General features: G+C 61.8%; 19 protein-coding genes. 12 read left to right on the top strand and 7 right to left on the bottom strand.

The features are described 5' to 3' along the window. Positions 1-186 precede the first annotated feature (186 nt). The 6 genes from ACCD05_RS03595 (at position 187) to ACCD05_RS03570 (ending at position 9,191) form a co-directional block, all read left to right on the top strand. On the top strand, positions 187-1,653 hold the full coding sequence (locus tag ACCD05_RS03595) for an alpha-glucosidase/alpha-galactosidase (RefSeq protein ID WP_047504373.1): 1,467 nt from the start codon (positions 187-189) through the stop codon (positions 1,651-1,653). 125 nt (positions 1,654-1,778) lie between these two features. Continuing rightward, positions 1,779-3,866, top strand: coding sequence for an ABC transporter substrate-binding protein (locus ACCD05_RS03590; protein ID WP_112988773.1), 2,088 nt, complete (start codon positions 1,779-1,781; stop codon positions 3,864-3,866). 108 nt (positions 3,867-3,974) lie between these two features. Beyond that, positions 3,975-4,982, top strand: a complete 1,008-nt coding sequence (locus ACCD05_RS03585; protein ID WP_018896863.1) for an ABC transporter permease — start codon at positions 3,975-3,977, stop codon at positions 4,980-4,982. Position 4,983: 1 nt separating this feature from the next. Beyond that, positions 4,984-6,117, top strand: a complete 1,134-nt coding sequence (locus ACCD05_RS03580) for an ABC transporter permease (protein WP_111560628.1) — start codon at positions 4,984-4,986, stop codon at positions 6,115-6,117. 14 nt (positions 6,118-6,131) lie between these two features. After that, on the top strand, positions 6,132-7,799 hold the full coding sequence (locus tag ACCD05_RS03575; protein WP_026282706.1) for an ABC transporter ATP-binding protein: 1,668 nt from the start codon (positions 6,132-6,134) through the stop codon (positions 7,797-7,799). 21 nt (positions 7,800-7,820) lie between these two features. Further along, positions 7,821-9,191, top strand: coding sequence for an alpha-glucosidase/alpha-galactosidase (locus ACCD05_RS03570; RefSeq protein ID WP_112427077.1), 1,371 nt, complete (start codon positions 7,821-7,823; stop codon positions 9,189-9,191). A 57-nt stretch (positions 9,192-9,248) separates the two neighbouring features. Here ACCD05_RS03570 and ACCD05_RS03565 read toward each other — a convergent pair whose 3' ends face one another. Then, positions 9,249-9,608 (bottom strand): hypothetical protein, encoded by a 360-nt coding sequence (locus tag ACCD05_RS03565; protein ID WP_112950630.1) that lies wholly within the window; start codon positions 9,606-9,608, stop codon positions 9,249-9,251. A 193-nt stretch (positions 9,609-9,801) separates the two neighbouring features. On the opposite strand from ACCD05_RS03565, the gene ACCD05_RS03560 reads away from it, so the two are divergent. From ACCD05_RS03560 to ACCD05_RS03535, 6 genes are all read left to right on the top strand, one after another. Continuing rightward, positions 9,802-10,728 carry a helix-turn-helix domain-containing protein gene (locus ACCD05_RS03560; protein ID WP_112950629.1) on the top strand — a complete coding sequence of 309 codons (927 nt, stop codon included), beginning with the start codon at positions 9,802-9,804 and terminating at the stop codon, positions 10,726-10,728. A 107-nt stretch (positions 10,729-10,835) separates the two neighbouring features. Continuing rightward, entirely contained in the window at positions 10,836-12,347 is a 1,512-nt protein-coding gene (locus ACCD05_RS03555) for an alpha-N-arabinofuranosidase (RefSeq protein WP_112950628.1), read from the top strand. A 247-nt stretch (positions 12,348-12,594) separates the two neighbouring features. Beyond that, the gene (locus tag ACCD05_RS03550) at positions 12,595-13,695 is read left to right on the top strand and encodes a sn-glycerol-3-phosphate ABC transporter ATP-binding protein UgpC (RefSeq protein WP_112988771.1); all 1,101 of its coding nucleotides are present in this window, start codon (positions 12,595-12,597) and stop codon (positions 13,693-13,695) included. Continuing rightward, on the top strand, positions 13,688-14,623 hold the full coding sequence (locus tag ACCD05_RS03545; RefSeq protein WP_112949451.1) for a carbohydrate ABC transporter permease: 936 nt from the start codon (positions 13,688-13,690) through the stop codon (positions 14,621-14,623). Before ACCD05_RS03550 ends, ACCD05_RS03545 begins: the two co-directional genes overlap by 8 nt. Beyond that, positions 14,620-15,471: a carbohydrate ABC transporter permease gene (locus ACCD05_RS03540; protein WP_112949450.1), complete on the top strand. Its 852-nt coding sequence runs from the start codon at positions 14,620-14,622 to the stop codon at positions 15,469-15,471. Before ACCD05_RS03545 ends, ACCD05_RS03540 begins: the two co-directional genes overlap by 4 nt. Before the next feature lie 82 nt (positions 15,472-15,553). Continuing rightward, entirely contained in the window at positions 15,554-16,879 is a 1,326-nt protein-coding gene (locus ACCD05_RS03535; protein ID WP_112949449.1) for an extracellular solute-binding protein, read from the top strand. A 72-nt stretch (positions 16,880-16,951) separates the two neighbouring features. Here ACCD05_RS03535 and ACCD05_RS03530 read toward each other — a convergent pair whose 3' ends face one another. From ACCD05_RS03530 to bcsA, 6 genes are all read right to left on the bottom strand, one after another. Continuing rightward, positions 16,952-17,650 carry an HAD-IA family hydrolase gene (locus tag ACCD05_RS03530; protein WP_413391150.1) on the bottom strand — a complete coding sequence of 233 codons (699 nt, stop codon included), beginning with the start codon at positions 17,648-17,650 and terminating at the stop codon, positions 16,952-16,954. Positions 17,651-17,749: 99 nt separating this feature from the next. Next, the gene (locus tag ACCD05_RS03525; protein WP_165936891.1) at positions 17,750-17,917 is read right to left on the bottom strand and encodes a hypothetical protein; all 168 of its coding nucleotides are present in this window, start codon (positions 17,915-17,917) and stop codon (positions 17,750-17,752) included. A 130-nt stretch (positions 17,918-18,047) separates the two neighbouring features. Further along, positions 18,048-20,420 (bottom strand): cellulose synthase, encoded by a 2,373-nt coding sequence (locus ACCD05_RS03520; protein ID WP_112949448.1) that lies wholly within the window; start codon positions 20,418-20,420, stop codon positions 18,048-18,050. After that, complete coding sequence (locus tag ACCD05_RS03515) at positions 20,417-21,469, bottom strand: glycosyl hydrolase family 8 (RefSeq protein WP_112949447.1); 1,053 nt, start codon at positions 21,467-21,469, stop codon at positions 20,417-20,419. Before ACCD05_RS03515 ends, ACCD05_RS03520 begins: the two co-directional genes overlap by 4 nt. Then, on the bottom strand, positions 21,466-24,042 hold the full coding sequence (locus ACCD05_RS03510; protein ID WP_112949446.1) for a cellulose biosynthesis cyclic di-GMP-binding regulatory protein BcsB: 2,577 nt from the start codon (positions 24,040-24,042) through the stop codon (positions 21,466-21,468). The genes ACCD05_RS03515 and ACCD05_RS03510 overlap by 4 nt, the downstream gene beginning before the upstream one ends. Further along, the gene (gene bcsA / locus ACCD05_RS03505) at positions 24,042-26,231 is read right to left on the bottom strand and encodes a UDP-forming cellulose synthase catalytic subunit (protein WP_112435265.1); all 2,190 of its coding nucleotides are present in this window, start codon (positions 26,229-26,231) and stop codon (positions 24,042-24,044) included. Before bcsA ends, ACCD05_RS03510 begins: the two co-directional genes overlap by 1 nt. Positions 26,232-26,240: the final 9 nt, after the last annotated feature.

The raw sequence follows: 26,240 nt of genomic DNA, 5'->3' as shown, positions 1-26,240 counted from the left end.
CTCTGGCGGCCCAGAATTTTTTACGCATAATCCGCCCCAAGAGAGAGAACACCGCCGGGCTTGAGGAGCGGCGGGGAGGAGAATTAGCCGGATTTCTGGCCTTTTTCGGCGTCGGACGCAAGTCCGCGGCCTATTCTTCTTCCTGTTATCCAATCCCGGCATTCTAATCGCATCGAGGCTAGGATCATGAGTTTCAAAATCGCTATCATCGGCGCAGGCAGCGTCGGCTTCACGAAAAAGCTGTTCACCGACATTCTGTGCGTTCCGGAGTTCCGGGACATCGAGTTCGCGCTCACGGATATGAGCGAGCACAATCTGCAGATGATCAAGCAGATCCTCGACACGATTGTTGCATCGAACAAGCTGCCGACCAAGGTGACGGCGACGACCAACCGTCGCGAAGCGTTGACCGGCGCACGCTACATCATCAGCTGCGTGCGCGTCGGCGGTCTCGAAGCCTATGCCGACGATATCAGAATTCCGCTGAAATACGGCATCGACCAGTGTGTTGGTGACACGATCTGTGCCGGCGGCATTCTCTACGGCCAGCGTAACATCCCCGTCATCCTCGACTTCTGCAAGGATATCCGCGAAGTCGCCGAGCCGGGCGCCAAGTTCCTGAACTACGCGAACCCGATGGCTATGAACACCTGGGCCGCGATCGAATACGGCAAGGTGGATACCGTCGGGCTCTGCCACGGCGTCCAGCACGGCGCCGAACAGATCGCCGAGGTGCTCGGCGCGAAGTCTGTCTCCGAGCTCGACTACATCTGCTCTGGCATCAACCACCAGACCTGGTTCGTCGACCTGAAGCTCAACGGTCGCAAGATCGGCAAGGATGAGCTGGTTGCCGCCTTCGAGGCGCATCCGGTGTTCTCGCAGCAGGAAAAGCTGCGCATCGACGTCCTGAAGCGCTTCGGCGTCTATTCGACGGAGAGCAACGGCCACCTCTCGGAATACCTGCCCTGGTACCGCAAGCGGCCGGATGAAATCACCAAGTGGATCGACATGTCCGACTGGATCCACGGCGAAACCGGCGGCTATCTGCGCCACTCCACGGAAACCCGTAACTGGTTCGAGACGGAGTTCCCGCAGTTCCTCGCTTCGGCCGAAAAACCGATCGATCCGGCCAAGCGCTCCAACGAGCACGCCAGCCACATTCTTGAGGCGCTGGAAACGGGCCGCGTCTATCGCGGTCACTTCAACCTCAAGAACAACGGCGTGATCACCAACCTGCCTTCGGATGCGATCATCGAGTCGCCCGGCTTCGTCGATCGCTTCGGCATCAACATGGTCTCCGGCATCACCATTCCGGAAGCCTGTGCCGCGACCTGCATGGCCTCGATCAACGTCCAGCGCATGTCGGTTCATGCCGCCATCAGCGGCGACATCGATCTCCTGAAGCTCGCCGTCCTCCACGACCCGCTGGTCGGCGCGGTGGCGACGCCGGAAGAGGTATGGCAGATGGTAGATGAGATGGTCGTCGCCCAGGCACGCTGGTTGCCGCAATATGCGGATGCGGTCCCGGCGGCCAAGGAACGTCTGGCGAAGTCGACGGTAAAGACCCGCGAATGGGCGGGTGCGGCACGCCGCAACGTCCGCTCGATCGACGAGCTCCGCGCCGAGAAGGCGGCGCTCAAGCAGGCCGTGTAAGTTTCCCCGGAGGACGGGTGGCGATGGGGTTCCAAGGAGGGGACGCCATCGCTGCAAGCCCGTTTCCGGATCGTTGAGGAGAACCGGGGCAGCCGACAAGCGTCCCGATACAAAAGGGAGAGACGATGAGACATTACCGCAACCTTGGTATTCTGGCCGGACTGGCGCTGAGCGTCTCGGTCCAGGCTTTGAGCGCCTACGCCTCCGAGCCGACGACACCGCCCGTTCCGCCGCAGTTTCCGGCGGAAGGCAAGATCAATTACGTATCGAGAGACTCCATTGAGGAGTTCAAGGCGCTTCCCTCGTATAACGAGCCGGATTGGGTGAAGAAGAACTTTGTCGATACCGGCAAGCTTCCCCCCGTCAAGGACCGTCTCCCCAAGGAGCCGCTGGTCTTCAAGACTGACAACATGGTCGATGGCATCGGCGTCTATGGCGACACGCTGCGCCACGTCATCGGCGGCCGGCCTGAGGGCTGGAACTACGGCGCCGGCCAGACGCAAGGCTGGGGCGGCATCGACATCGGCCTTTCCGAATGCCTGACGCGCACCGCACCGCTCTTCCAGGTCGAAGCCAAGGACACCGAGCCCCTTCCGAACCTCGCCAAGGGCTGGGAATGGTCGGCTGATGGTCACAAGCTGACCATGCATCTGATCGAAGGCGCCAAGTGGTCTGACGGCGTTGCCTTCAACGCCGACGACATCATGTTCTACTGGGAAGACGAAGTCGTCGATCCAAACGTCTCGCCGCTTGGCGGCGGCGCTTCGCCCGAGGCCTTTGGCGAGGGTACCACACTGAAGAAGATCGACGACTACACCGTCGAATGGACCTTCAAGGAAGCGTTCCCGAAGCAGTATCTCTACACGATGGCCTACCCGAATTTCTGCCCGGGCCCGTCGCATATCCTGAAGCCCCAGCATCCGAAATATTCGAAGAACACCTACGACCAGTTCAAGAACGCTTTTCCGCCTGAGTACATGAACATGCCTGTCATGGGTGGCTGGGTGCCGGTCGAGTATCGTCCCGACGATATTATCGTGATGCGCCGCAACCCCTACTATTGGAAGGTCGACGAGAAGGGCAACCAGCTGCCTTACCTCAATGAGTTGCACTACAAGCTCTCCACCTGGGCGGACCGCGACGTGCAGGCCGTTGCCGGCTCTGGCGACATCTCGAACCTCGAGCAGCCGGAAAACTTCGTGGCGTCTCTCAAGCGCGCCGCCGAAAAGACGGCACCCGCTCGTCTCGCCTTCGGCCCGCGCCTGATCGGCTACAATCTGCGCATGAACTTCTCGGCCAATGGCTGGGGCGAACCGGATGGGCGCAGCCAGGCGATCCGCGAGCTGAACCGCAACGAGGACTTCCGCAAGGCGGTCACCATGGCTCTCGATCGCAAGGCGATCGGCGACTCGCTCGTCAAGGGTCCGTTCACGGCGATCTATCCGGGTGGACTTTCCTCGGGCACGAGCTTCTATGATCGCAATTCGGTGGTCTATTATCCGTTCGACCTCAAGGGTGCCAAGGCGCTGCTTGAAAAGGTCGGCCTGAAGGATACCGACGGCGACGGCTTCGTGAACTTCCCGGCATCGACCGAAGGCGGCAAGAACGTCGAGATCGTGCTTCTGGTCAACAACGGCTACGCTACCGACAAGAGCCTTGCCGAAGGCGTCGTCGGCCAGATGGAGAAGCTGGGCATCAAGGTTATCCTGAACGCCCTCGACGGTCCGAAGCGTGACGACGCGCATTACGGCGGCCGCTTCGATTGGTTGATCCAGCGCAGCTCGCCGGAATTGGCTTCCGTGGTGCAGAACACGGAGCAGCTTGCTCCTGTCGGTCCGCGCACCAGCTGGCAGCACCGTGCCGGCAAGGACGGCAAGGTCGACCTGATGCCCTACGAGGAAAAGCTCGTGGATATCGTCACCAAGTTCCAGACGAGCCAGGACAACAACGAGCGCGTCGAGCTGATGAAGCAGTACCAGAAGGTCGCGACCGAAAACGTCGATACCGTCGGGCTCACGGAATATCCGGGTGCGCTGATCATCAACAAGCGCTTCTCGAACGTGCCGGCTGGTACTCCGATCTTCATGTTCAACTGGGCTGAAGACTCCGTCATCCGCGAACGCCTGTGGGTGGCCGCCGACAAGCAGGGCAAGTACGAGCTGTTCCCCGAGCAGCTGCCCGGCAAGCCCGGCGAAAAGGGTCCGATCAACTAAGTTCTCCTCCCGAAGAAACGGACCGGCCGCGCGTGATGCGCGGCCGGGCAAGATCAACAAGCCGGCCGCACCGAAAGGCGCGACTGGCAGCAAGGAGAAACGAGCCCGATGTTACGCTTCCTGCTCGTGCGCATAGCGTCCGCCATCCCCGTCCTGATCATCCTGAGCATCGTGACCTTCGCGATCATCCAGGCTCCGCCGGGCGACTATGCCGACTATATCCGGTCGCAGCTGATCAACCAGAGCGGCGCGTCCTTCGAAGCCGCCGACGCGCAGGCCCAGGCCTACCGTGTCGCCCATGGCCTCGACCAGCCGATGGTCATCCAGTATTTCGCCTGGATCAAGGGCATCGTCACCCAAGGCGATTTCGGCTACAGCATGTTCTACAACAAGCCGGTCGCCGACGTCGTGGCCGAGCGCCTGCCGCGCACGCTGCTGCTTGCGCTTGTCTGTCACATCTTCGCGTCGGTTCTCGGCATCGGCTTCGGCATCTGGGCGGCCACCCGTCAGTACAGCTGGATCGACAGCCTGCTCTCGGGCGTCTCCTTCCTCGGCATGACGGTGCCGCGCTTCCTGATGGCGCTGATTATCGTCTACCTCCTCGTCTTCCAGTTCAACGTCTCTGAAATCGGCAGCTTCTTCTCGCCGCAATATGGCGGAGCGCCGTGGTCCTGGGCGAAATTCGTCGACCTCGTCAGCCACGTCTGGCCGGTCGTGGCCATCGCCACCTTCGGCGGCCTCGCCTACAACATGCGCGTCATGCGCGGCAATCTGCTCGACACGCTGAACGCGCAATATGTCGAGACGGCCCGCGCCAAGGGCCTGTCAGGCAGCGCGGTCGTGATGCGCCATGCCGTGCCCAATGCGCTCCACCCGCTCGTCATGTACCAGGGCGTCGTGCTTCCCTACATGCTCACCGGCGAAATCGAGACGGCGATCATCTTCTCGCTACCGACAGTCGGCCCTGCGATCGTCGGTTCCATGGCGATCGGCGACGTCTATGTCACCGCCACCTTCATGATGGTTCTTTCGGCGACGCTGATCGTCGGCAACATCATCGCCGACATGCTGCTTGCCATGCTGGACCCGCGCGTCCGCCAGTACGGAGGAGCCTGATATGCTCGCCTTCGATTCCGCTCCCCCGCCGCCGCACGAAGAGACCGTCAAGGGTCTGCATAACGGCAATGAAAGCTATCTGTCGCTGGTCTGGCGGCGCCTGCGCCGTTCCTGGACCGGCATGATGGGCCTTGTGCTCGTCGGCCTGCTACTCCTGATGGCCGTGTTCGCCGATTTCTTCGCGCCGATGGATCCCAAGGCCACCGATACCGGCTTCGCGCCGCCACAAATGGTGAGCTTCCACGACAAGGACGGCAATCTCACTTATCCGCCGCGCGTCTATGCACTCGGCGAATCCGAGGAGCTCGATCCGGTCACGTTCCAGCCGATCGTCGGCCCCGATTACGACAATCCGCGCGTACTCGGCTTCTTCGTCAAGGGCTCGGAATACAACCTTCTCGGCCTGATCCCAACCGACCGCCACTTCTTCGGCTCCGTCGATGGCCAGCCGGTGCACTTCCTCGGCACCGACAAATTCGGCCGTGACGTTCTCTCGCGCGCCATCATCGGCTCGCGCATCTCGCTCACCATCGCGCTGACTGTCGTCTTCATCGTCACCGTCATCGGCACGACCGTCGGCATGGTCTCCGGCTACTTCGGCGGCTCGTTCGATGCCTGGGTACAGCGCTTCGTGGAGATCGTGCTCGCCTTTCCGCAGCTGCCGCTCTATCTGGCGCTGACCTCGCTGATCCCGGTGACGGCGCCGACCAATGTCTTCCTCGCCTTCGTCATCGTCGTCATGTCGGCGCTCGGCTGGGCGCAGATGTCGCGCGAGGTGCGCGGCAAGACGCTGGCGCTCGCCCGCATCGATTACGTCCGTGCGGCCATGGCAGTCGGCGCCACCGACCGGCGCATCATCTTCCAGCACATCTTCCCGAATGTGATGAGCCACGTCATCGTTGCCGTCACGCTGCACATCCCGAGCGTCGTGCTGCTCGAATCTTTCCTCGGTTTCCTCGGCTTCGCCGTGAAGCCGCCGCTGATTTCCTGGGGACTGATGCTGCAGGACACCGCCAACTATTCGGTGATCGGCACCTATCCCTGGATCCTCGCCCCCGTCGGCTTCGTGCTCGTCACTGTCTTCGCGTTCAACGCGCTCGGCGACGGTCTGCGCGATGCGGTCGATCCCTATTGATTGAGGTGAAGAACATGGCTCTCGCACTCGTCAACTCGTTTGCCCCGCCCGTCCGCTTCGATCACGATGCGCACACGGAAAGCCCGGTCATCGACGCCCGCAACATCGGCGTCAACTTCAAGGTCGAGCATGGCACCGTGGAGGCAGTGAAGGATATCTCCTTCCAGCTCTATCGCGGGGAAACCATAGCCATCGTCGGCGAATCCGGCTCCGGAAAGTCCGTGACGGCCCGCACCGTCATGGGGCTTCTGTCGAAGCGCGCCGTCGTCGCGCCGAAATCGACCGTCGACTATGACGGCGCCAACATCCTGAAATATCCCGAGCGCGAGCGCCGCAAGCTGCGCGGCGACCGGATTTCGATGATCTTCCAGGAGCCGATGAGCTCGCTGAACCCGATCTACACGATCGGCAGCCAGATTGTCGAAGCGATCCGCGTGCACCGCAAGGTGAGCAAGAAGCAGGCGGAAGCGCGCGCGCTCGAACTGCTGAAGCAGGTGCAGATCCCCGATCCCGAAGCGCGCCTGAAGCAGTATCCGCACCAGCTGTCCGGCGGCCAGCGCCAGCGCGTGATGATCGCCATGGCGCTCTCCAACGAGCCGGATGTGCTCATCGCCGACGAGCCGACCACCGCACTCGACGTGACCGTCCAGGCGCAGATCCTCAACCTCATCCGCAACCTGCAGAAGGAAATGCGGATGGCGGTGATCCTGATCACCCACGACCTCACCGTCGTCCGGCAGTTCTCCGACTACGTTTACGTGATGCAACACGGCGAAATGCGCGAGCACAACACGACGGAAAAGCTCTTCGCCAATCCGCAGCACAGCTACACCAAGCATCTCCTGAGCTCCGAGCCGCGCGGCCAGGCCAACCCGCTGCCGGAGGGCTCCGAGGTCATCCTCGACGCCAAGGGCGTGCGCGTGTCCTTCATGATGCGCCACGGCAGCTTCTTCAAGCCGGAGCTCAAGGAGCTCGTGGCTGTCGACAGCCTGGGGCTGACGCTGCGCAAGCACGAAACGCTTGGCCTCGTTGGCGAATCCGGCTCCGGCAAGACCACCTTCGGGCAGGCGCTGCTCAGGTTGAACGACGCCGACAATGGCGAGATCTATTTCGATCGCCAGCCGATCCACGGCAAGTCGCGCACCGAGATGCGGCCGCTGCGCTCACGCATGCAGATCGTGTTCCAGGACCCGTTCTCATCGCTCAACCCGCGCATGACGATCGGCCAGATCATCGAGGAAGGGCTTGTGGTCAACAAGCTCGGCGCGACCAAGGCCGAGCGGCTGGACCGTGTGCGCGAGGCGCTGATCGCGGCAGGCATGCCGGGCAATATCCTGTCGCGCTTTCCGCATGAATTTTCGGGCGGACAGCGCCAGCGTATCGCAATTGCCCGCGCCATCGCGCTGGAGCCGGAATTCATCCTGCTTGATGAGCCGACGTCAGCGCTCGACCTCTCGGTCCAGGCGCAGATCATCGAACTGCTACGCAAGCTGCAGGACGAGCGCGGCCTCAGCTATCTCTTCATTTCGCACGATCTCAAGGTCGTGCGTGCCCTCTGCCACCGGGTGATTGTCATGCAGCATGGCAAGATCATGGAAGAGGGGCCCGTCAACGAAGTTCTCACCAATCCCAAGACCGCCTACACCGAACGGCTCGTCAAAGCCGCTTTCGAGGTAGCCTGATTGCCAATGCCGGAGGATATTATGGCAAGAAACCCCAAGATCACCTTCATCGGAGCTGGTTCCACCGTCTTCATGAAGAACATCATCGGCGACGTTCTGCAGCGGCCCGCGCTGTCGGGCGCAACCATCGCCCTGATGGACATCAATCCGCAGCGCCTGGAAGAAAGCGCGATCGTCGTCAACAAGCTGATCTCGACGCTGGGCGCAAAGGCCAAGGCCGAGACCTATTCGGACCAGCGCAAGGCGCTGACAGGTGCCGACTTCGTGGTCGTCGCCTTCCAGATTGGTGGCTATGAGCCCTGCACGGTGACCGACTTCGACATCCCGAAGAAGTTCGGCCTGCGCCAGACGATTGCCGATACGCTCGGTGTCGGCGGTATCATGCGCGGCCTGCGCACCGTGCCGCACCTCTGGAAGATTTGCGAAGACATGCTCGCGGTCTGCCCCGAGGCGATCATGCTGCAGTACGTCAACCCGATGGCGATCAACACCTGGGCGATCGCCGAGAAGTATCCCACGATCAAGCAGGTTGGCCTCTGCCACTCGGTGCAGGGCACGGCAATGGAGCTCGCCCACGATCTGGATATCCCCTACGAGGATATCCGCTACCGCTCGGCCGGCATCAACCACATGGCCTTCTACCTGAAGTTCGAGCATCGCCAGCCCGACGGTTCCTACAAGGACCTCTATCCGGATCTCGTGCGCGCCTACCGCGAGGGACGTGCGCCGAAGCCGGGCTGGAACCCACGTTGCCCGAACAAGGTGCGCTACGAGATGCTGACCCGCCTCGGCTATTTCGTCACCGAAAGCTCCGAGCACTTCGCCGAATACACGCCCTACTTCATCAAGGAAGGCCGCGAGGACCTGATCGAGAAGTTCGGCATTCCGCTCGACGAATATCCGAAGCGCTGCATCGAGCAGATCGAGCGCTGGAAGGGCCAGGCAGAAGCCTATCGCTCGGCCGACAAGATCGAGGTCAAGCAGTCGAAGGAATATGCCTCGTCGATCATCAATTCGGTCTGGACCGGCGAACCCTCCGTGATCTACGGCAACGTCCGCAACAACGGCTGCATCACCTCGCTGCCTTATAATTGCGCCGCCGAAGTGCCGTGCCTTGTCGATGCATCCGGTATCCAGCCGACCTTCGTCGGCGACCTGCCGCCGCAGCTGACCGCGCTGATGCGCACCAACATCAACGTGCAGGAGCTGACCGTTCAGGCGCTGATGACTGAAAATCGCGAGCACATCTACCACGCCGCGATGATGGACCCGCACACGGCGGCCGAACTCGACCTCGACCAGATCTGGGCGATGACGGACGAACTGCTGGCCGCGCATGGCGACTGGCTGCCGGCATGGGCGCGCACCGCGCGCAAGGTTCAGGCCGCCTGACCAACTCTCTCCCGGTCACGGCCTCAAGAAGTCCCGCGGCTCAGCCGCGGGGCTTTTTTAGCGTCGCTGAACTGGCGGCGGTTGTGGCTGGGGCTGGCGTTGATTCAAGGGCAACACATCCTGGAAACCGATCTCGGGGCAGCCGCGAACATTGGCGAAAATGATGTCTCGGCGTTCGCCCCATTCCGTCAGTCCCCGGAGCGTTAGCGTGTCGTTGTCCTGATAGACGACATTGGTGCGAATGATGCCTGCGCGCCGCGCGAGGTTCTTCGCCTGGCTGACATTGCACTGCCCCTCGGACGGCGCCACGCTCCAGATGGAGGTTCCCCGGCCGTCGTTCTGCCAGCCTTGGGCTACGACGAGCGTTGGCGCCAGCGCGGTCAGAAGCAGGAATGTCGTGCGGAACGTGGCTCTCAAGATCGGCGACCCCATGTTGCGATGACCCACTTTTAGCATGGGATCATGACCACGACGGAAACGCAGCCGGTAAAATTAGCCGGGAATGGAAATGCATGAACACGCAGGCGATTTCAATTCGGGCAATTGAATAAATCAAAATATTCGATATACAACAGCAATATGCATTTCATCTTCCGCGAACGGGATCAAAATGAGCCGCAACTTTCTTGTCGTCGATCCCGAGGAGGGCATGCCCATTCTGAAAGGGCTGGCATCGCTGGCAAGGGTTTCGGTGTTGAAGCTCCTGCATGAAAAGGGGCCGCTCAACGTCAACGAAATCGCTGATATCCTTGAGCTACCGCAGTCCAGCGTCTCGACCAACGTGCAGATGCTGGAGGAGGCGGGGCTGATCCGCACCGAGACGCAGAAGGCGCGCAAGGGCAACCAGAAGGTCTGTCACAGCGTGTACGACGAGATCCTCGTCGTCTTCAAGAATGAAATCAAGGAAACCGAATCGGATGCGATCGAGGTGGCGATGCCGCTTGGTCTCTACACCAGCTACGATGTGACCGCGCCCTGCGGTCTCTGTTCGGTGGATGGCATAATCGGCCTGCTCGACGTGCCCAACACCTTCCTTGATCCGGATCGCATGAAGACGGCGCTGATCTGGTTTACGCGCGGGCATGTCGAATACCAGTTTCCCAACAATGCCAGGCTGACCAACACCCGCATCCGCGAGATCGAGTTCGTCATGGAGCTGAGCTCGGAAGTGCCCGGCACCAGCGCCGACTGGCCGTCCGATATCACGCTCACGGTCAATGGCATCGACATCGGGACCTGGACGTCTCCAGGCGATTTCGGCGACAAACGTGGGGTTTTCACGCCGGATTGGTGGAAATTGAAGGGTTCGCAATATGGCAAGCTGAAGAGCTTCCGCATCAATGACGAGGGCGCTTTCGTCGATGGATTGCGCATTTCAGATGTGGCGCTTCCGGATCTTAAACTCGACGAGCATCATTCGATTCGCCTGCGCATCGGCGTTCGCGACGACGCCAAGCATCCTGGCGGCATCAATATTTTCGGTCGCGGCTTCGGCAATTACGACCAGGACATCCTGCTGCGTATCAGAACACGCTAGACTGTACCCGATTTTCTGAATTTTGCCCTTGACCCCGGCCGAGGCTTCCGCTTTATTCACCTCAAATTGTGATATAGATCACAAAGAGTGATATGGTGGAGGATATCATGAAGGCTGCGGTCACCGCGCACAGCAAATACACGATCTCGGACATCGACCCGCGCCTGTATGGCTCGTTCATCGAGCACTTGGGCCGCGCCGTTTACACCGGCATCTACGAACCCGACCATGCGACCGCCGACGAAAACGGCATGCGCAAGGACGTGATCGATCTGGTCAAGGAACTCAACGTTCCGATCGTGCGCTACCCCGGCGGCAACTTCGTTTCGGCCTATAACTGGGAAGACGGCATCGGCCCGAAGGAAAGCCGCCCGACGCGTCTTGATCTCGCCTGGCACACCTCCGAGAGCAACCAGGTCGGCATGCACGAATTCGCAGAATGGTGCGTATCCGCCAAGACCGAGATGATGCTGGCCGTCAACCTCGGCTCGCGCGGCCTGGATGAAGCCCGCAATTTCCTCGAATATGTCAATCATCCCGGCGGCAGCGAGTGGAGCGACAAGCGTATCGCCAACGGCCGCGCCGAACCCTGGGACGTGAAGCTCTGGTGCCTCGGCAATGAGATGGACGGCCCCTGGCAGATCGGCCACAAGACGGCCGACGAATATGGCCGACTGGCGCATGAGACCGCCAAGGCCATGCGCGCCTTCGACAGCTCGCTGGAGCTGGTCGTCTGCGGCTCGTCCAATGCCCACATGCCGACCTATCCCGAATGGGAAGCGACCGTTCTCGACCACACATATAACGAGGTCGATTACATCTCGCTGCACATGTACTTCGAGAACCGCGCTAAGAACACGGCCAATTATCTGGCCCGCAGCATCGAACTCGACAACTACATCGGCACCGTTGCCGGCGTCATCGACTATATCAAGGCGAAGAAGCGCTCGACCAAGGACGTCTACATCTCCTTCGACGAGTGGAACGTCTGGTACCACTCCAAGGAACGCGACAAGGCGACGCTCGCCGGCGCCAACGGCTGGCCGCACGCTCCCGCGCTGCTCGAGGACGACTACAACTTCGAGGACGTGCTGCAGGTCGGCTGTATCCTGAACACCTTCATCAACCGCGCCGATGTCGTGAAAATCGCCTGCCTGGCACAACTGGTCAACGTCATCGCCCCGATCATGACGACGCCTGGCGGTGCCGCATGGCGCCAGACGATCTTCTACCCCTACTATTTTGCCTCGGTCTATGGCCGCGGCACGGCACTGAAGCTGATGGTCGACAGCCCGGCCTACGAGGTCGAGGATGTCGGCAGCGTTCCTTATCTCGACGTCTCAGCGGTCCACGACAAGGATGCCAAGACCGTTACCTTCTTCATCGTCAACCGCCACGGCACGGAAGCGCTCGATCTCGACGCCAGCCTGCTTGAATTCGGCAACCTCAAGGTCATCGACGACCAGGTCGTCGCCCATTCGGATCTCACCATCACCAACACGGCCGAAAAGCCCGACAATGTGGTGCCGGTGAAGGCGAGCGGCTCTGTCTTCGCCGATGGAAAGCTGACGGCGAAGATCGCGCCATTGTCCTATCGCGTGATCCGGCTGCAGGCCTGATCAAATAAATCACGATAACTGATACATATCGAAGATATGTTGACATCGTAATTGTATGATTTAACGTCAGCGTACCAGATTTGACGTGCCACTGGGAGGAGAAGATGGGAGCAACCGCTTCTGTTTTGGCACCATCATGGACGGAAGGCGGCCTGCTTGTCATAGCAGGCGCCATTCGCGCCGTTTCGTGCCAGCCATGTGTTCATATCGGATTTTCGGATTCTGACTGCAGCTTGGGAGCAGCCGGATGACGGCGAATATCGAAATCAGCAATGTCAGCAAGCGCTACGGCTCGATGACCGTGCTTGACGGCCTGTCGCTGTCGATCAAGGCCAATGAGTTCATGGTCTTTCTCGGCCCGTCCGGCTGCGGAAAGTCCACGCTTCTGAGAATGATCGCCGGGCTCGAAAGCGTCGATGAAGGCACGATCTCGATCAATGGCGAGCGTATCGATACGCTGCCGCCCGGCCAGCGCGACATCGCCATGGTGTTCCAGAGTTACGCGCTCTATCCGCACATGACTGTTGCCGACAACATGGCCTTCGGGCTGCGCAACATCGCGGTCCCCTCGGACGTGATTTCGGCCCGGGTGGCGGAGGCCGCCCGCATGCTGGAGATCGGCCATCTTCTGGAGCGCAAGCCCGGCCAGCTCTCCGGCGGCCAGCGCCAGCGCGTCGCCATCGGCCGCGCCATTGTCAAGGAACCCAAGGCATTCCTGTTCGACGAACCGTTGTCGAACCTTGACGCGGCGCTGCGCGTGCGCACCCGCGTCGAACTCGCGCAGCTCCGCAACCGCGTGAAGTCGACGATGATTTTCGTCACCCACGACCAGATCGAGGCGATGACGCTGGCCGATCGCATCGTGGTCATGAACAACCGCAAGATCGAGCAGATCGGCTCACCGATGGAGATCTACTCCCGCCCGGCCAGCCGCTTCGTCGCCACTTTCGTCGGCTCACCGACGATGAACTTCCTCGATGTTGGGATCTCCCAACAAGACGGCTTCATCAGCGCCAAGCTGCCTGACGGCACGCAGCTCAAGACCGCCATCCGCGCCGCCGGCCTCAACGGCGGCAGCCACGCGCTCGGCATCCGCGCCGAGGCCGTGAAGCTCGCAAACGGCGTTCCGGCCACCACGACGGGCAAGGTCGATGTGCTCGAGCGCCTGGGCGACCGTACGCTGCTCTACACCAGGCTCACCGATGGAAGCGTCATCGTCGCCGAGGATATCGGCAACAGCCGCGTCGCGATCGGCGACGAGGTGGGGCTGACGCTCGACGGCAGCAGAACGCATCTCTTCGACGCCGAGGGTCGCGCCTGGCATAACGAGGAGCCGGGCCATGGCTGAGACTACACTGTCCGGCGCCGCCACGCTCGCCAAGGCTTCCGCGCGGCTGAAGGTGCAGAACATCAATGCGCCGCTCTGGCGTAACGCGATCTTCGTTCTGCCCTATCTCTTCTTCTTCGTGACATTGTTGGTCGTTCCGCTGTTCTGGGGCATCTGGCTCAGCCTGCACAAGGCGGATGCCTTTGGTGTCGGCCGCTTCGTGGGCATCGACAATTACTTCAGGCTGTTTCGCGACAAGATCTTCATCCAGGCGATCGGCAACACATTCTACTTCGTGCTGCTGACCGTGCCTGCGCTCGCCATCATCGGCCTGATGCTGGCGCTCGCCTTGAACCGCAAGACGCGCACAGCCGCGGCGCTGCGCACGATCTATTTCTCCTCGTCGGTCCTGTCGGTCACCATCGTCACGTTGATCTGGCGCATCGTCTTTATCGGCAATTTCGGTCTGCTCGCCACCATCTACGGCTGGTTCGGCGCCACGCCGCCGGCGTTTTTGTCGGATCCGAAGCTGGCGATGATCGGCATCGCGATCGCGACCATCTGGTGGTGCATCGGCCTGCCGATGATGCTCTTTCTCTCCGCTTTGCAGCAGATCCCAGGCGATATCTACGAGGCGGCGGCGCTCGACAATGCCAGCCGTTGGCGAACGCTCTGGTACATCACGCTGCCGTCGATCCGCCGCACCTTCGCGCTCGTCGTGATCATTCAGATCGTCTTGCAGTTCCAGCTGTTCGGCCAGGCCAAGCTGATGACCATGGGCGGCCCGAATAACGTCTCCAAGCCGATCGTTTTCTATATCTACGAAGCGGCGTTCACCAAATGGGATCTCGGGCTGGGCGCTGCGGCCTCCGAAATCCTCTTCATCCTGATCCTCATCGCTGCCATGGCGCAGTACGTCATTTCGCGCCGGAAGGGAGAAGAAGGATGAGTGTCGCAACAGGTGGCAACATGGTCGGCCGTTCGCTGGGCGACCGCGTGATCCTTTTCCTCGCCATCCTCTGCGCGCTGGTGATGCTTGCACCGGTGCTGTGGGTGATCGGCCTGTCGCTGAAGGACAACAAGGAGCTGATGGCGGACATGAATTCCGTCTTCAACGCGCCCTATACGATCAACAACTATATCAACATCTTGGCGACCTCATCGGTGTTCCGCTGGGTGCTGAACAGCGTGATCGTCGCCGGCGGGCTTACCATCGGCACGCTGGTGCTCTCGTCGCTGGCAGGCTACGGTTTCGCGCGGCTGAACTTTCCCTATCGCAACACGCTTTTTATCATCGTGCTGCTGGGGTTGGCGGTTCCGGAGCAGGCGGTACTGATTGCCCGCCACCAGCTGTTCAGCTGGCTGAAGTTCCACAACACCTATCACGGGCTGATCCTACCCGGCCTGTCGGCACCCTTCGGCGTGTTCCTGATGACGCAGTACTTCCGCGCCATCCCGAAGGAACTCGACGAGGCGGCACTGCTCGACAATGCCAGCCGCTTCAAGATCTTCTGGAAGGTGCTTTTGCCGCTGACGGTTCCCGCACAGGCGACGCTCGGCATCTTCACCTTCCTCGGCGCCTGGAACGATTACTTCTGGCCGCTGATCTCGGGCACCAAGAAGGAAATGTATACGCTGACGGTCGGCATCGCCTCGACACAGACCAATTTCGCGCAATCGGAAGGCCTCGGCTTCCTGATGTCGCAGGCGGTCTTTGCCAGCGCGCCGATTCTCGTTCTCTACCTGTTTTTCCAGAAATACATCGTGACGGCAGTCTCTGGCGCCGCCGTGCGCTGAGGCTTTACGCGATGACGTCGCAACCGGCTTCCGGGGAGGAGGCCAGCCAAAGGGGCAAAGCCCCGAAGAGGAGGAGAAGGGCATGACACATCATTTGAGGAAATACATGCTGGCGGCGGCGTCCGTGATAGCGCTCATCGGTGCATCGCCGGCATTCGCCGCCACCGAGCTCACGGTGCAGCGCTTCTTCGGCGCCTGCGATGCCGATTGGGGCAAGAACACCGATGTCAGCAAGGCGGTCGGCGAGTGCGGCATCATCACCTCGCTGATCAACAAGTTCAACGCCGACAATCCCGATGTGCATGTGACCGTCACCACGGTCGAATGGCCGGGCTATGACCAGCTGACCGCTCAGTTTGCCGCCGGCGATCCGCCCGATATCGTTACCATCCACCAGTCGGTTCTCGCGGACTATCAGAGCAAGGGCCTGATCATGCCGCTCGATGACGTGCTGAAGTCCGTCGGCGTCGCGCCGACCGATTTTACCGACGCCAGCCTCGGCGGCGTGACAAAGGACGGCAAGATCTACGGTCTGCCGATCGACAACTGGACCATGCTCTACCACATCAACATGGACCTCTTCAAAAAGGCTGAACTGGTCAACGCCGACGGCACGCCGAAGCTGCCGACGAGCCCGGAAGAGCTTCTCGCTCAGGCCAAGCAGTTCAAGGAAAAGACCGGCAAGCCCTACTTCGTGCAGAATCTTGCCAACGAAGTCGCGCTCTATACACGCAACCTCTACACCTATCTCTTCCAGCAGGATTCCGCCTTCTTCGCCGATCCGAAGCAGGTGAAGATCAATACGCCCGAGGCCAAGAAGGTCCTCGAGATGTACAAGGCGATCTATGACAACGGCGATACGGTCAAGGATCTCGACTACGCCGCCAGCATCAATGCCTTCCTCGCCGGCGAAGGCGGCGTGCACCTGAACGGCACTTGGGTGATCGGCGACTATAATGCCTCGTCCGAGACGGCAGGCACCGCACTGAACAAGGGCGGCTACGCCGTCTATCCCTATCCGCAGCTCTTCGCCGGCAAGAAGGCGCAGTATGCGGATGGCCACAGCTGGGCCGTGTCGACCAAGGATCGTTCCGATGAGGAAAATGCCGCGATCGGCAAGTTCCTGAAGTTCTTCCACGACAATGACTTCGACTGGTCGCGCACCGGACACCTGCCGGCGGTCAAGGCCGTTCTCGACTCCAAGGAGTTCAAGGCGCTGCCGCACCGCGACACGATCGCCTCGATCGCAACGCTCGGCACCGCATTGCCCTCGACCGTCCAGCGCCAGTTCGCGATCCAGGACATTATCGGCCAGGAAATGAGCGCGGCTATCACCGGTCAGAAGGACGTCGACGCCGCCCTTGCCGACATGGAGTCGCGCATCAACGAGTTGCTCGCCAACATCTAAGGCTCACTCTCTCCCGAGCCGAAGAGCAGATGCCCGCCGCAGGTCTCGCGGCGGGCATTTTCATTTCTGCTGTTATTTACCGAGGCCAACCTTGCCGTCCTCGTAAATCCGAACCTTGACGTCCTCGTAGGAGTGAAGCGTCGGGTGCGAAGTTTCGAGATCGTGGTGCTGGGTCGCCGTGATGACCAGGACATCGGATCCGGCGGCTTCGCCTGCCAGAATACCCGCCTGCACATCTTCGAACACAAGGCATTCGCTCGGGCTGAAGCCAAGACGCTCGGCACCCAGGATGTAGCACTGCGGATTGGGCTTGCCGATCTCGACATCCTCGGCGGTCACGATGAATTTCGGGATCGGCAGGCCGGCTGCTTCCAGGCGCTTGTGCGCAAGCCGAAGCGGCGACGAGGTGACGATCGCCCAGCGGTCTGTCGGGAGCGAGGCCAGGAATGCCGCGGCACCCGGCAGCGCGAAAACGCCTTCGACGTCATTGATCTCGGCTTCGGTGATGGCGGCTGCTTCCGCAACCGGATCAACACCCGGCAGGTTCAGCTTGGCGATCGTATCGACGCCGCGTGCGCCGTGCATGGTCGGAAGGAATGCTTCGACATCAAGCCCCTGCCGTGCGGCCCACGCGCCCCAGACGCGCTCGGCGGCCAGAAGGGAGCTCAGGATCGTGCCGTCCATGTCGAAAAGGAAGGCGGAGTAGGGGCGGTCGAAGCAGGAAGGCGTGGTACCCGGCAATGGACGAGCTTTCTCATCTGTGACGGACAAACGTGCTCGCCCGTCTTCGTTTTCTAGCCAGCGGGGATACCTGATCCGCCCTGACATTGAAACCGTCCAGAAAGAGAAAACCCGACCTCTAAGCCAGGATCAGTGTAGATCCAGGCTCAGTTGCTGCCCCTTGATCTTGGGGAGCGGCAGGCCGATTTCGATCTTGCCGAAGACGCGGCGTCGTCGTTCGGCATCACGCTCTCGCTCCGCCCGCGACGCGGCCACGACCGCCAATGCGTTTGCTATGACTTCCTCAGTTCTGGTCATACGCTTACCTCGCTATTTGTTCTTATTATGTTCCATTTTTAGAAGAACGTCAAGAGCGGCAAGCTAGAGCACGCTTTGCGAGGGATTGGCTGCGGAGACACGCCATGCGTATCATCCGGATTGACAGGGCTTATTGTTTGCCTTCGGGATGCGTCGCATCCTTCAGATCCGCGAGGCCACGGTATCCATCCTTGCTGCCGACGGATGCGGCGGCATTGAAGATGCGCTCGGCATCTCCGTACATCTGCAGGTTCATGTAGCTGTAGCCCCTGAGGACCATCAGATCGATGCGTTCCTGCTGCAGTTGCGCGCGCTGGTCGAGATAGACAAGCGCTTCGCGGTAGCGCTTCGCGGTGAAGGCGGCGAGCGCTCGATCGGCGAGGATGGAAACCTGGAGTTCTGCGGCCCGCTGGCGGGTCTGCGGCGCTTTGGTTGCCGCCACAGCGGCATTGTTGGAGAGCCCGGCGCGCAGATAGGCGAGGCTCTGGCCATAGGCAGCGTCCTCGCGGACCTTGCGGGTTGGGCTGGCGAGTGCGGCCTCGAAGGCTTCGACGGCTTCCATCGGGCGGTTCAGGTCCATCAGGCACCAGCCGCGGGTCAGTGCGTTTTGGGGATCGAGCAGGCGGGCATCGACCGTCGTTGAGCATCCGCGGATCTGGCGAGCGCCACGCGTGGCGGGGGCGGGTCGCGACGCCTGCTGAATTGGCTCTGCCTGCCGCGGCACGGGGCGCTGGGCCGGAGCGGCTGCAGCCACGACGGGAGCGGGCTCGGCGATCACTTGCGGCTGGTAGGTCTGCGTCTGCGGCGCCTGTTGCTGTTGCGGCTGGACTTGCTGAAACTGCGGAGCCTGACCGGGTCCGGGAAGGGGCGCGCGCACCTGCGGCGTCAGGGCCGAGGTCTCGCCGAGTTGCGCAATGCGCGCCGAGCGTCCCGCCCACAGGCGCTGCACTTCCGCGACGCCTCGGTGGTCGTTCAGTTGCTCGCGCGTGATCACCAGGCCATAGGCAGACGGTTCGTCATCCGGTTTCCAGCGCAGCGCCGTTTCAAACCAGCGCGCAGCCGTCTGCGGCTGATTGAGCGAGCGCGCGTACCAGCCGAATTGCTGCGCTGTCGGCACGTATTTCTGCGCGATGATCTCGGTCGCGATACGGCTCAGCACCTCCTCGGGAATATTCGCCGGCGGCTGCAGCGCCATGAGGTTGGCGGTGGCGGCGAGATAGGTTGCGGTGGCGTCCTTGGAATCGCCGCGCCACTTGTACATGACGTCTTCGGCTTCCTGTTCCTTCTTCTCCGCAATCAGCGCCAGTGCGAGACCTTGCGACGCGCTGGCGGAATCTTCCTTTGCGCGCGCGGCACGGAACCACTTTTCCGCGTCGGTGTAATTCTCGCGGCGCAGGTGATACCAGCCGAGCAAGAGATTGTCGGAGGCGAGCCCTTGTGTTTCGGCCAGTCGCTGCACCAGCGTCAGGTAATCGGGCGACACGGCGAGGTCGGGATTGGCGTTGCTGGCGGCGACGAAATTGCGCGCGAGGTCGTTGCGGATGCTGTCGAATTCTCGACCACCGTTTCCATCAGGACGCTCAAGGCCGAGGAGGACCTGCATCGGCGCATATGGCAACAGGCCGGACGCCTTTTGCATGGTCGCCAGACGCTCCTGTGGGTTGGTGCAGGCCTTCAGAATGTAGGTATAGGCATCCTGCGCCCGCTGCGTGCGGTCGGTGCGGGCGAAGGCTTCCGCCACACGCCACAGCACGTCGATATCGGCGCAGGTGAGCAGGCTCGGCGTCGCCGCGCCGATCTGCACGACGGTCGCGTATTGTTTCAGGTCGGAGGCGTTGACCAGGCGTGCGCGCGCTTCCGCGACGTCCAGGCGATCAAGCAAGTCGGCCGGCGGTTGCCAGCCGGCTTCGGCGGCCTGCCGGTCGGCGATCGATTTGCGAAGTTCGGCGTAGCGGCCCTCGGAATAGAGCTGCCACATCGCCTCGAGCTGCTTGTCGCCGCTCTGGGGAACGGCGAGCGGATCCGCCGGGGGCACCCAGTTCGGATAGAGCGCCTGAAGGCGCGATATCTCGGCCTGCAGCCTCGCCTTGTCACCACGGCTCGCGAAATAGCGGAGCGCGCTTTCGTCGACCTTTGGCGCCGCAGGCTGCGGGTTTGTCGATGCGGCTGCCGGTCTCTGCGCTGCCGGCTGTTGCGGTTGTGGCTGCGGCTGTGCTTGGGCGACGGCGTCTGGCTGCGGGGCGGCGGGTTCGCCTTGCGGCTGTGCGTTGATCGGGGCCTGTGCGCCTGCTGTTGCCTGTATCTGCTCGGCGATCGACTGCATGTCCGCCGGCTGCTTGGGTGGACCGTCAGGTCCACTGATCCGGCCCATCAGCATCAGCTGAGGCGCTGCGGCGGGCTGGTTGAGGCCGAGCATATCCTGAATGGCGGCGCGATCCTTCAGAGCGGTGACAAGACCTGCCACCACCACTGCGACCGACACTGCGACAAGCGAGGATTTCAAAGGCACTCTGGATGTTTCTCCGCGACGAAGGCCAACCCCAGGAGTTGAAGGGTCGATGGATAGTAGAGCGATGGCGCGAACTGCCGGGACGACGCGGGCAGCTTCGTTCCTTGTGCTACACAGGCCACAACATCGTTAACAATTCGATAACCAGCGTCATCAAGTGATTGTTTCGGCTGGCCGTCTTTCAAGTTGATCGTTGCCGGCGCACCATTGCCGGCGGTCATTCCTGACGATAATCGTAAGAGCAGTTCCTTGTCCGAAACTCCCGCCCGGGCGAGGTAAAGCGGGATACGGATGGCGTTGTAGCCGAACTCCGCATCGAAACCCTCGGCCGGTTGCGGCTGACGGTGAAGGCTCACCCAATCGGCCGGCAGCTTGCGTGGTCCGAACTGCATTGTGCGCAGCAACGTCAATCCGTCCTCGGTTAGCGCACCCCACGCGTCGGAAGGGGCGAGCATCGCCATGACGGGAATGGCCTCGTAGATCCAGTAGGAGGGGTTGATGACCGGGCCATCCTTGCGGCCGGGAGCGTTGAAGCCCTCGACACCGGGGAGAAGGATCGTGCGCCCGCCCGATTTGACGACGGCGTTGGCCAGAAGCGCGTTTGCGATCTTGGCGGCGGCTTCGAGGTAATCGTTGTTCTTCCAGGCAGAGCCTGCCAGCGCCAGCGCATAGGCGATCAGCATGTCGCCATCGGATGCATTGTTGGCGTCGGTCACATGCGGCTTGGCCGATGGATCCCATTTCCAGACGGCAAGTCCGTCGTCGCGCAGCAGCAATTCAGTCCGGGTAAAATACCAGATCTGCTCGAAATCGGCCTGGTCGTTGGCCAGATAGGCGAGCCACATGCCGTAGCCCTGGCCCTCGCTATGGCTGATATTGCCGTTGGCATTGTCGATGATGCGACCGGTGGGGTCGAGGAACTTCGCCTTGTAGGCACTCCACGACGCAGCATCGATCTTTGCCGTCTGCGCGGATGCGGGCTGCTGCAAGCAAAGCAGCGATGCTAGTGCCACCGCCACCATTATCGTCAGCCAGCCCCTCATTGGCGGCGGCCCAGTCTTCCAAGCATGCCGGCCGTCGCAACGCCGATCAGCAGCGACAACACGACGAGCAGCACCGCGTAGGACAGGACGTTGGTCGAGAGCCAGTTTGCGGCGATCAGTCGATAGTTGGCGAAGGTCCAGCTCTCCGTCGCGATGAAATCGAAACGGCTGACCGGCACCGTATCGATCTTGCCGGTCGCGGCCGAATAGGTCGTTACGTGCCCCTCGATCTCCGGCCAGTTCAGCTGCGACGTCATGGCATCAGCACCTTCCCTGAGATCTTTGGCGGATGGCGCGGTCACGATCGTCCAGGTCCCGTTACCGGCCGTATTCGCACCTTGCGCGATCAGGAAGCTGTTCGTGTTGGAGGGCGTAAACACCTGCTCGGCGCCGGGTATGAATTGCAGCGTGCTCAGCGAAATATCGAAGTTGCGACGCAGCCATTCCTGGAAGGAGGTGATCTGCCCCTGCCAGACGCCGCCGCTCACTTTGGAGCGCCATTCGTCGAACATAACGTTGGTCTCGCTGGGCGTCGTCTGCGTCGCGGCTAGCGGCCGCCATGTTGCCTGGCTGGTCGTCGCGATGTTGAGCTGCGAGAGAACCGCCTGCGGCATCTGCGAGATGGAGCCAACAAACATGGCGTCGCGGTCGCCGATCGCGCCTGGCGAGGCGGCGGGTTCGACGTCGATCGGCCGACCGGCCATCAAGGCCATCTGGCCGAGCACGGTTGCCGTGGCGGAGAGCGTGTCGGGGTCTACGCGGTCGATGAAGAGCGGTGTCGGAGAGGCGGCACGGCTGTAGGGGTAACCCGTTCCGGCGAGTGCTGCCAGATTGGGGCGTTGGCCGACCCGTGCGAAGTCGGGCATGTGAAACTCGCTGGTGTCGAACAGCGCGAAGCGCGGTCCGGCGCCGGCCGCCGTTCCCGGCACGCACACATTGTCCTCGTCCGTCTGCAGGATCGTTTCGATCGATACCGAGTTCAGACCGGGCTTGAAATGTCGCATCGTCACGCGGATCGGCAGGTGGCGATAGATGCCGCCGCCTTTCGTGGTGATTGGTAGCGTCGAGGCGATGTTGCCGTTGACGTAGACATCGATATGGCTGCCCGGCAGCACGTTCTGCGTATAGGCGGCGTCGAGCAGCACTGTCGCCTCGCCATAGGCGTTGGCGTAAAAGTCGGCCGGGACAGCGATGTTGAAGGTCGTACGGAAGCGGCGGCCAGAGAACTCGGTCGATTTGACACCCAACTGTGAGAAGGCGATCGTCCTGTCTGAAAAGATAAGCGGCGCGTCAGGCGCGGTCCACCGCTGCGTGGCCAGCGCGTCTCGGCGCACTGTGACAGCGCGATCGGTTGTCGAGACGATGGTCTCGATTGCTGTGGCGATCGCCGGCCAGGATGGTCCCGTAATCAAAAGAACAGTCTGGCCGGAGCGTGGATCGGTTGCGAAGGTCGCGAGCGGTGCCGTCTGCGCGGCGACCGGCACGGCAAACAGCGGCTGCAATTCGCTGGGCGTGCCAACCACGACCGTCATCCGGCCAGGAGACGAGGCGGGCAGGGAACCACTCGTAAACGACATGGTCTGGTTCGGCATGCCGCTCAGGATCGAAAGCCCCTGCACCAGCCTCAGGAGCGGCTTCGTGGTTCCCGGCTGCTCAAGCGCGGGAACCACGAAATTGAACGCGGTCTGGCCGGCGCCGTCCACGCCGATCGCGCGGATGGCGTCGGTGCTGGAGAACTTCGCGGCCTCTTCGCCGACGAAGGTCAAATAGGTCTGCGAGGGGTCGATATCCGACCAGAGCTCGTAGGTCGATTGCACGGTGCAATCGGTGCGATGGCGTTGCTTTGCTTCGATCGTGAGCAGGTTAGCCCCCGGCTGCAGCAGACGTGGCGGGATGCTCAGGGAGACGGTGGACGCTCCATCAGACGAGCCGACGGGCTGCTCTCCAATGACCCTGTTGTTGATCAGGATCGTGAATTGCGAGCTCTCCGGCGCGACGACGATGGCGTTCTGGTAGGTGAAGTTGAAGGTTGCCTGTGCCGCTGCCTGCTCTGGCGTCAGGTAGACAGACCACGACTTGCGATCATATTCGCCGTCCAGTCCAAGCTTGGCGAAGGGCACGACATAGCGGCGCGATGTGCCGGGAGGCAGCGGAGCGGACGCTGTTGCGGCCGCTGATTTCTGCGGCGGCTGTGCTGCTGGCGTTGCAGTCTGCGCGGCTGGCGTCGGCGACGATACTGGCCCTGGCTGCGTGGCGGGTGCATCCGCCTGCGCTGGCGGAGATGCCGGTTGTTGCACGGTCGGTGTCGCGGGAGTGACGGCGAAAGGCTGCAGAGGTGTTACGGCTGCCGGCGGGGCGGCTGGTGCGGGTGTCGCGGGCGGCTGTATTGCGATCGTCGGCGCCGGCGTTGTTGTCGGAGCGGAAGCAGGGGGTGTCGCCGGAAGCGTCATGCGCGGCACGGCGGGAATTGCCTCCGGCGGACGTTCACCCGACATGTCGAATGGCGACGTCTGCGCATAGGCGAGCGCGGTAGCGGCAAGCAGGAAGCCGAGGGAGGTGGCGATCTTCCGCATCAGCCATTCACCTTCGAGACTTGCCGCTGCTCTTCGCGCTCCGGCCGCATGCTGCGGAAGAAATAGACCAGGCCGCGGCTCGTTTGGTAAAACGCAAGGCCGACGAACCAGATCGTTCCGCGGATCAGACCGGGGTTGCGGCGGCGGCCTTCCTGGAATTGCGTCCACTGCGCCGAGTTCGCAAACATCAGGTCGGCGATCAGCCGGTGATCCAGCGCGCTCTTCGGAACATACTGGCAGCCCACGGCAAGCAGCCCGTCCGTCGGCTGAATGTTGCGCACCACGAGCGGCAGCGTTTCGAGATCGGCGCCACTGAACGGACGGAAGCGCACTTCGCCTTCGACGCCGACCAGCGACTGCTCCAGCTGCTTGTCGAACACGTGCAGGCGAGCGCCATGCACCGACACGTCCTCGATCGACGCCGTGTACCACTTGCCATTGATGCCGAATTCCGCCCGGCGGTTGACGCGCACGCGGCGGGAAGAGGCGCGCTCGCCGCGTTCCGACACGACGCCGAGCGCGCAGCCCGCCATGATCAGATTGATCAGGTTCCAGCCGCCGACGACGAGCGTGACATCGGCCTTATAAGGCTCGGTATAGATGCGGTAGATGGTGACGATCAGCGCGATGATCTGCACCGCGAAGATGACGAAGAAAGGACGGCTGATTTCCGACAGGCGGCTGACGGCAATCGACTCGTCCTTGGCGGTTACCTTGAATGTCGGCTTTCTTGGATTGAGCATCACGGAGATCACTGCCGGCAGCAGATGGACCGTCTGCACATACTCGTAGAGTTCCGAGATCCAGGGCCAGCGGAACGAACCGTAGAGGTAGTTCTGCATGATGAGGTTCACGAGCATGTAGGCGAGCGTATAGGCCAGGAATTCACCGCCGGACGCGGTGAAGATTTCGAGGTCGAAGAAGAGGTAGCACAGCGGTGCGAACAGGAAGACCGTGCGCGGGAAGGGGAACAGCCAGAACAGCGTCGACGACATGTAGCAGAAGCGCTGCGGGATCGTCAGTCCGCGCTTAAGCAGCGGGAAGCGGAACCTGAGGATCTGCATCATGCCCTGCGCCCAGCGGCTGCGCTGGCCGATGAAGCTCGCAAACGTCGCCGGCTGCAGGCCGGCGATCAGCGGCTTGTCGACATAGATGCTGTTCCAGCCGCTTCCGTGCAGCGCAAGCGCCGTCTCGCAGTCCTCGGTGATGCTGATGCCGCTGAAGCCGTTTTGCGATTCCAGCGCCTTGCGGCTCAGAACCGCCGCAGAGCCGCAGAAGAAGGCCGCGTTCCACTTGTCGAGCCCACGCTGTATGATGCCGTAGAACATCTCGTTCTCGCTCGGCATGTTGTCGAAGGTGCGCAGATTGCGCTCCAGCGGATCGGGATTGATGAAGAAGTGCGGCGTCTGCACCAGGAAAAGCTTCGGATCGTCGTCGAAATAGCCGACGGTCTCGAGCAGGAAGTCGCGCGCAGGTGCGTGGTCGGCATCGAAAACCGCGATCAGCTCGCCGGTCGAATGCTGCATGCCATTGTTGAGATTGCCGGCCTTGGCATGCTCGTTGCGCTCACGGGTGAGATAGCGGACGCCAATTTCCTCGCAGAGCTGCTTCAGTTCATTGTGGCGCGCAACGGCTGCCTGCGCCTCCAGCAGCTTGTTCGAATTGCGTTTCTGCACGGTCCCGCCGTCGTCGAGCAGCCATACGGTCAGCTTGTCCGCCGGATAGTCCATTGCTTTGGCGGCCGAGAGCGTGTTGGCGAGGAGGTGGGAATCCTCGTTATAGGTCGGCACGAACACATCGACGTGCGGAAAGCGCTGGAGCTTTCCCACGCGCGAAGGACGTGGCGGCAAGGGTGTCGCGACGATGAAGAGGCTGAGCGCCAGCATGGCGACGCTGTACATTTCGGCGAGATAGAGCAGCAGGCCGGGAATGAAGTTTTCCGGCTGGTTGACCGGCGGCAAGGTGCTTGTCGTTCGCCAATAGACATAGCGCATGACGATCGCGGTGCCGAAGGCAAGCGCGATCAGGCGCCATGTGCCTTCACCCTTCAAGCCCTTGATGATCGCCATGACGGCAACCACGGTGATGCTGGCGATCAGCTGCGCCTGCAAATTCACCGGCAGGGTCACCAGCGCGACCACACAGATCGCAACCACTGCCCAGATCAAGATGCTGCGGGCCTTATGCATCGGCGTTCC

Origin of the sequence: Rhizobium sp. Rhizsp42 (assembly GCF_047304155.1) — a bacterium.
GTDB lineage: Bacteria > Pseudomonadota > Alphaproteobacteria > Rhizobiales > Rhizobiaceae > Rhizobium.
The sequence above is the reverse complement of the archived record's forward strand: the minus strand, read 5'-3'. Positions and strand labels throughout refer to the sequence as shown.

Excerpts from the sequence above, each read along its gene's own strand:
- ACCD05_RS03535 (WP_112949449.1), top strand. The coding sequence starts at position 15,554 with ATGACACATCATTTGAGGAAATACATGCTGGCGGCGGCGTCCGTGATA.
- ACCD05_RS03545 (WP_112949451.1), top strand. The coding sequence starts at position 13,688 with ATGGCTGAGACTACACTGTCCGGCGCCGCCACGCTCGCCAAGGCTTCC.
- ACCD05_RS03570 (WP_112427077.1), top strand. The coding sequence starts at position 7,821 with ATGGCAAGAAACCCCAAGATCACCTTCATCGGAGCTGGTTCCACCGTC.
- ACCD05_RS03575 (WP_026282706.1), top strand. The coding sequence starts at position 6,132 with ATGGCTCTCGCACTCGTCAACTCGTTTGCCCCGCCCGTCCGCTTCGAT.
- ACCD05_RS03585 (WP_018896863.1), top strand. The coding sequence starts at position 3,975 with ATGTTACGCTTCCTGCTCGTGCGCATAGCGTCCGCCATCCCCGTCCTG.
- ACCD05_RS03580 (WP_111560628.1), top strand. The coding sequence starts at position 4,984 with ATGCTCGCCTTCGATTCCGCTCCCCCGCCGCCGCACGAAGAGACCGTC.
- ACCD05_RS03540 (WP_112949450.1), top strand. The coding sequence starts at position 14,620 with ATGAGTGTCGCAACAGGTGGCAACATGGTCGGCCGTTCGCTGGGCGAC.
- ACCD05_RS03515 (WP_112949447.1), bottom strand. The coding sequence starts at position 21,469 with ATGAGGGGCTGGCTGACGATAATGGTGGCGGTGGCACTAGCATCGCTG.
- ACCD05_RS03550 (WP_112988771.1), top strand. The coding sequence starts at position 12,595 with ATGACGGCGAATATCGAAATCAGCAATGTCAGCAAGCGCTACGGCTCG.
- ACCD05_RS03560 (WP_112950629.1), top strand. The coding sequence starts at position 9,802 with ATGAGCCGCAACTTTCTTGTCGTCGATCCCGAGGAGGGCATGCCCATT.
- ACCD05_RS03590 (WP_112988773.1), top strand. The coding sequence starts at position 1,779 with ATGAGACATTACCGCAACCTTGGTATTCTGGCCGGACTGGCGCTGAGC.
- bcsA (WP_112435265.1), bottom strand. The coding sequence starts at position 26,231 with ATGCATAAGGCCCGCAGCATCTTGATCTGGGCAGTGGTTGCGATCTGT.
- ACCD05_RS03525 (WP_165936891.1), bottom strand. The coding sequence starts at position 17,917 with ATGACCAGAACTGAGGAAGTCATAGCAAACGCATTGGCGGTCGTGGCC.
- ACCD05_RS03595 (WP_047504373.1), top strand. The coding sequence starts at position 187 with ATGAGTTTCAAAATCGCTATCATCGGCGCAGGCAGCGTCGGCTTCACG.
- ACCD05_RS03510 (WP_112949446.1), bottom strand. The coding sequence starts at position 24,042 with ATGCGGAAGATCGCCACCTCCCTCGGCTTCCTGCTTGCCGCTACCGCG.
- ACCD05_RS03555 (WP_112950628.1), top strand. The coding sequence starts at position 10,836 with ATGAAGGCTGCGGTCACCGCGCACAGCAAATACACGATCTCGGACATC.